The organism is Mesorhizobium sp. M7A.F.Ca.US.010.02.1.1 (assembly GCF_004023085.1).
GTDB lineage: Bacteria > Pseudomonadota > Alphaproteobacteria > Rhizobiales > Rhizobiaceae > Mesorhizobium.
This window is the reverse complement of sequence record NZ_RZRV01000087.1, coordinates 1-5490: the sequence shown is the minus strand read 5'-3', so window position 1 is coordinate 5490 and position 5490 is coordinate 1. Positions and strand designations below refer to the sequence as shown.

The 5490-nt window shown below is 62.6% G+C and carries 6 protein-coding genes and 1 pseudogene; 5 read left to right on the top strand and 2 right to left on the bottom strand.

All coding sequences use genetic code 11. The annotated features are described in order from the left end of the window. Nucleotides 1–158 precede the first annotated feature (158 nt). A complete protein-coding gene (locus EOA19_RS34630; RefSeq protein WP_128306089.1) occupies nt 159–1364 on the bottom strand; it encodes a multidrug effflux MFS transporter in 1206 nt (401 codons plus the stop codon). A gap of 187 nt (nt 1365–1551) precedes the next feature. Between EOA19_RS34630 and EOA19_RS34625 the strand changes: the two genes are divergently transcribed. The 4 genes from EOA19_RS34625 (at nt 1552) to EOA19_RS34610 (ending at nt 3351) form a co-directional block, all read left to right on the top strand. Further along, nucleotides 1552–2241: a TetR/AcrR family transcriptional regulator gene (locus tag EOA19_RS34625; RefSeq protein ID WP_128306088.1), complete on the top strand. Its 690-nt coding sequence runs from the start codon at nt 1552–1554 to the stop codon at nt 2239–2241. A 118-nt stretch (nt 2242–2359) separates the two neighbouring features. Next, a complete protein-coding gene (locus EOA19_RS34620; protein WP_128306087.1) occupies nt 2360–2902 on the top strand; it encodes an SspB family protein in 543 nt (180 codons plus the stop codon). Nucleotides 2903–2918: 16 nt separating this feature from the next. Then, nucleotides 2919–3116 carry a DUF4169 family protein gene (locus EOA19_RS34615; RefSeq protein ID WP_127260259.1) on the top strand — a complete coding sequence of 66 codons (198 nt, stop codon included), beginning with the start codon at nt 2919–2921 and terminating at the stop codon, nt 3114–3116. Between the two features lie 10 nt (nt 3117–3126). Further along, nucleotides 3127–3351: a ribbon-helix-helix domain-containing protein gene (locus tag EOA19_RS34610; RefSeq protein ID WP_128306086.1), complete on the top strand. Its 225-nt coding sequence runs from the start codon at nt 3127–3129 to the stop codon at nt 3349–3351. Here EOA19_RS34610 and EOA19_RS34605 read toward each other — a convergent pair. Continuing rightward, complete coding sequence (locus EOA19_RS34605; protein WP_128306085.1) at nt 3348–5150, bottom strand: chloride channel protein; 1803 nt, start codon at nt 5148–5150, stop codon at nt 3348–3350. The two genes, EOA19_RS34610 and EOA19_RS34605, sit on opposite strands and share 4 nt — an antisense overlap. A 157-nt stretch (nt 5151–5307) precedes the next feature. Here EOA19_RS34605 and EOA19_RS34600 point away from each other — a divergent pair. Continuing rightward, nucleotides 5308–5490, top strand: a pseudogene (locus tag EOA19_RS34600) (MarR family transcriptional regulator); the annotation flags it as partial.

The window sequence follows — 5490 nt, the reverse complement described above, 5'->3', positions numbered from 1 at the left end:
GACGCCGCACTCGCGCAGCTCTCATCCCCGCCTAAATAGCTATCGACAACCGAGCGCTTGAAACTCTCGCTGTATTTGGACATGCAAAACCCCCGAAGGTTGTGTCCAACTTTCGGGGGTCAGTTCAGAACCCGGCCTTTTTCATTTGTTTTGGTTGCTTATTCCGCCGGTGCCTCGGCAACCTCGCGCGAGCGGCCGAGCGTGATCTTGGCCAGCGTGAAGGAAATCACCGCACACAGCGTGATCCCGGCCACCATCGGCAGCGGCGTACCGTCGAAGAACACGCCGGCGACACCCATGGCGAGTGCGCCGATGGCGAAATGCAGCGTGCCCATCAGCGCTGAAGCGGTGCCGGCAATCTCGCCATGTTCTTCCATGGCCAGAACCGAGGTGGTCGGAATGACTAGGCCGAGAAAGCCGTAGCCGACGAACAGCAGCGCCGCCATCATATCGAGCCGGTCGATGCCCGTCGCCATCACCGCGAACAGCACCACCATCGTCGTCGCATAGCCGGTCACCGCGACGCGCACCACGCGCCTCAGGCCGAAGCGCTCGGCCAGCAGCCCCGTCATCTGCGACATGCCGATGAAGGCGACCGCGTTGATCGAGAAGAACACGCTGTAGACCGAAGGCGACAGCCCGTAATGGTCGATCAGGATGAACGACGAACTCGACAGATAGACGAAGAAGCTGGCAATGCCGAAGCCGGCGATCGCCGTCAGACCGAGGAAGTTGTGATCACCCATCAGGAAGCGGTAGGCCGACAGCGCGGTGCCGAAGGAGGACCCGGCGCGATCTTCCACCGGCCGCGTCTCCTTGAGCGAAGTCGCCAGAAGGATGGTGGCCAGCAGAGCCGCGCCCGTCACCGTCCAGAACACGGCGCGCCAGCCGAAATTCTCGATGATCACGCTGCCGGTCAGCGGCGCCAGGATCGGCGACACCGAGAACACCAGCATCAGCAAGGACATCAGCTTGGCGGCCTCATTACCGGTGTGCAGGTCGCGCACGATGGCGCGCGGAACGGCCATGCCGGCGCTGGCGCCAAGCCCTTGCAGGAAACGGAAAGCGATCAGCCATTCGATGGTCGGCGCCATTGCCGAACCGATGCCGCCAACCATGAACAGCGCAAGACCGCCATAAAGCGGCAGCTTGCGGCCGATCATGTCGGAAATCGGCCCGACGACGATCTGGCCAAACCCCATCGACAGGAAGAAGATCAACAGGCTCATCTGCACCGCAGCGGTGCTGGCATGCAGATCCGCGCCGATCGACGGCAGCGCGGGCAGATACATGTCGATGGCGAACGGGCCGATGGCGGACAACAAGCCGAGCACGACCGCGATGCGGAGGAATTTGGGACTCATGATAAAGGCTCTTTCAAATCTGGTTGCCGCCGCTAGGCGACGTCTAACCTAGGACGTTCCATCCCGTGAGCTTCCGACAGCTCGAGAGCGAATTCTATCCGTCTCTCTCACGCGAAATCTCTTTATCTTGTGTCCACAAATTTAGACACTCTTGTCTAAATCGTCAATCACCTCTATATAGTTTTTTATGAAGCTGCACGTTTCTCCTGACATTTTCCCGCCACGCGGCCATGAGGCCAAGCGCCTCTCGATCGTCGATTCCGCGGCTGCCGTGTTTTGCCGCGAAGGTTTCGCCGGCGCCAACATCGATCTGATCGCGGCCGAAGCCGGCGTTTCGCGCCAGACGATCTACAACCATCATGGCGACAAGCAGAAACTGTTCGTCGCCGTGGTCCGCGACCTCACCGAACGCTGCAATGCCGGCATCTTCGCCACCATTGCCACCTTCCCCGACCAGCCCAAGGATCTCGAAGCCGATCTGATCGGCTTTGCCGTGCGCTTGAACCAGAATTGCATCTGCAACCGCGACGGAAAATTCCTGCGCAAGCTGATCCAGACCGAAGGCGAGCGCTATCCCGAACTGTTTGCCGAATGGCGCGAACAGGGACCGGGCAGAACATGGCCGGCAATCGCCGCCCGCTTGGCCCGCCTCGCCTATGGCGGCTATCTCACGATCGAGGACCCGGATGTGGCGGCACGCCAGTTCCTTGGCCTCGTCAATGCCGAACTGCAGACCACCTTCATGCTTGGCGGCTCGCCGCGCGAGGACGAGGTGCTGCAATCCGCGACCAATGGCGTGCGCACATTCCTGCGCGCCTTCGGCAAGCGCCGGTCCGCGGCATCGTCCGAAAAGCAAAGCGCGCTCGCCAGCGCCTGAGCGATCAAATCGCTGGCAATAGTCTTCGCTTCCGCGCGAGGGTGATCTATATGCGGTTTACGCCGCCCTCAAGCTTGATTACAGCTATGCGGACGATTCAACGGAACCCGACCGCCACATGGCCGACGACCACATCCGCTACGACATTCTGGCCCAGGAGGCGTTGCGCGGCGTCATGCGCAAGGTCCTGGCCGAGGTCGCGCGCACCGGCCTCCCCGGCAACCACCACTTCTTCATCACCTTCCTGACCGGCGCGCCGGGCGTACGCGTGTCTTCGCGGCTGCGCGAGCGCTATCCCGAGCAGATGACCATCGTCATTCAGTTCCAGTATTGGGACCTGAAGGTGACCGATACCGGCTTCGAGGTTGGCCTGTCCTTCTCCGATGTGCCGGAAAAGCTCGAAATCCCGTTTTCGGCCGTACGCGGCTTCTATGATCCGTCGGTCAATTTCGAACTCGAATTCGACGTCAAGACGGATGGCGCGGCAGCCGAGGAACCAGCCGCTCCAGCCTCGCCTGAGCCGTTGACCATCGTCTCCGAGAAAAAGCCGAAGGCGGAGAAGAAGGCAGCTGCCGCCGAGGCGGAGAAGAAGCCCGCAGCGGCGGACGCCAGCACCAAGGGCGCCGAAGTGGTCTCGCTCGACGCCTTCCGCAAGAAATAGGCCTGCGGTTCACGCCATGGCTGACATCGTCAATCTCCGCCAGGCTCGCAAGCAGAAGGCGCGGGACGAGAAAGTGCGCGTCGCCGAACAGAACCGGGCACTGTACGGTCGCTCCAAGGCAGAGAAGCAACGCGACCGCATAGTCGCCGACAAGGCCGAAAACTTCGTCGCTGGGCACCGCCGCGAGCCATCCGGCGCCGAAGACGACCAGTGAGCTGTCACCAGTGAGCGCGGTCGAAAAGCGCTCGGTGACCATTCGTGGTCACCGCACCAGCTACTCGCTTGAAAAGCCCTTCTATGAGGACCTCGTCGCGATCGCGGCGACCAGGGAGCTGACGCTCGCTGCGCTTGTCGCCGAAGTCGACGAGACGCGGCCCCGCGACACCAACCTGTCCTCGGCGCTGAGGCTCTATGTGCTGGAGTGGGCGAAGCACGCAGAGAGAATCTAAAGGCTTTCGACGGCGTCGTTCTTTTTCGTGTGTCTGGTGCCGAAGCCAAGCAAGGTCGAACGCTCGCGCTCCTCGGCCTGTTTCCTGGACCGCACGCGCATCAAATCCTTCCAGCCGACATAGCCGACCAGCAACGAGCCTTCGCGAGTGACGACGGGCAGATGAGAGACGTTGGCCAGCAGCAGTTTGTCGGAGAGGCCTTCGAGATATTCGTCCGGATAGGCCAGCGTCACCTTGCTGCCGGCCAGCAGTTCGCCAAGCGTGGTGGTGCGGTGCGTGCCGGCGCGTCTCCAGCGCAATATAGCCGGCGGATCGATGAGGCCCAGCACATGCCCGTTCTCATCCACCACCGGAAAACTCGGATGCCGTGTTTCCGGCGCGGTCAGGAAGGCTGCTGCGCCATGCAGCGTCATCGTCGCCGGCACGCTTTCGACCTGTGACGTCATCACCTCGCGCACCCTGGTCAGGGCGAAAGGGTCGACGCGGTATTCGCGAACCAGATGATGTCCCCTTCTGGCGATCTTTTCGGTCAGGATCGACCGCTTCATCAGAAGCACGGTGACGGCGTGCGCGGCGGCGCAGGCAGCAATCAGCGGCACCAGCATATGTGTGTTGCCGGTCAGTTCGACGGCGAAGAACGTGGCGGTCAGCGGCGCACGCATTGTGCCGCCCATCGTGGCGGCCATCGCCAGCAGCGCCCAGAAACCCGGATCCGCGGCAGGCAGAACGCCGGCGAGCACAGCGCCCATGGCCCCGCCCATGATCAACAGCGGCGCCAACACACCTCCCGACGTTCCCGAGCCGAGCGCAACCGACCAGATGATCGCCTTGACCACCAGCAGCAGGAGGGCCGCCGTCGCGACGGTGCGGCCGTCCAGCATGTCGGTGATGTTGTCATAGCCGACACCGAGCGCGTGCGGCTCGATCAGCCCGCCGATGCCGACCACCAGGCCGCCGATCATCGGCCACCACATCCAGTGGATCGGCAGCTTCTGAAAACCGTCCTCGCAGGCATAGGCCATCTGCGTCAGCAGTCCCGACAAAAGTCCTGCACAAACGCCGATCGCCACCCAGCCTGCAAGGCCGGCAAAGGACACCTCCATGCCGCCCTGAAACGGAAAGATCGGCCCAGGCAGATGCAGCATGGTGCGCTCCACCTCGGCGATAACAGCCGCGACCGCCACCGGGATGAAGCTGCGCGGGGTCCATTCGAAAAGCAGCAGTTCGACGGCCAGCATGATGGCGGCGATCGGGGTTCCGAACACGGTGGTCATGCCTGCTGCCGCACCAGCCACCAACAGCGTCTTGCGCTCGTTGTCGCTGACCGGCAGCATCTGCGCGATCAGCGAGCCTATCGCACCGCCTGTCATAATGATCGGCCCTTCGGCGCCGAACGGTCCGCCGGAGCCGATCGAGATCGCCGACGACAGCGGCTTCAGGATCGCCACCTTGGCGTCGAGTTTTGAGCGCCCGAGCAGGATCGCCTCGATGGCCTCGGGAATGCCATGGCCGCGGATCTTCTCGCTGCCGAAGCGCGCCATCAGGCCGATGATCAGCGCACCAATCACCGGGACGATGACGGCGGCAAGCCCAAGCGGTGTGTCCTCAAGCTTCAGGTCGGCAAGCGAGAACTGGCCGAAATAGGCGATGTTGGTGGCCAGCCGGATCAGCTTCAAAAGCGCGATGCCGGCAACCAGTCCGGCTGTCGCCACCACCACGGCAATGGCCGCGACGAGCAGCACCCTGGCGTCCGTGGTGAAATCACGCAGATGCTCCGGGTTCGAGTGAGGGGTCTTCATGGCGGGCTTTGCTTCCTGGCGGCGGGCCGAATGTGGATATGCGGCACGGTCGAAGCGGCCAGCCGGGCTTGTCGGTGGCTATGTATCGTAACACGATATAAATATTCAAGTCGGTTTCGCCCGAAATCCGTTTGAGCTTTCGCCGGAAAACGAACACATGTCTGATATGTCGCAGCCACAAAAACCACGCCCCGCCATCAGCCAGGCCGATTACCAGCGACTGTCGGAGTTTCGCTATCTGATCCGCCGCTTCCTCGAATTCAGCCAGGTCCAGGCGGAAGACGCCGGCCTGACCCCGCGCCAGCATCAGGCGCTGCTGGCGATCAAGGGATTCCCCGGC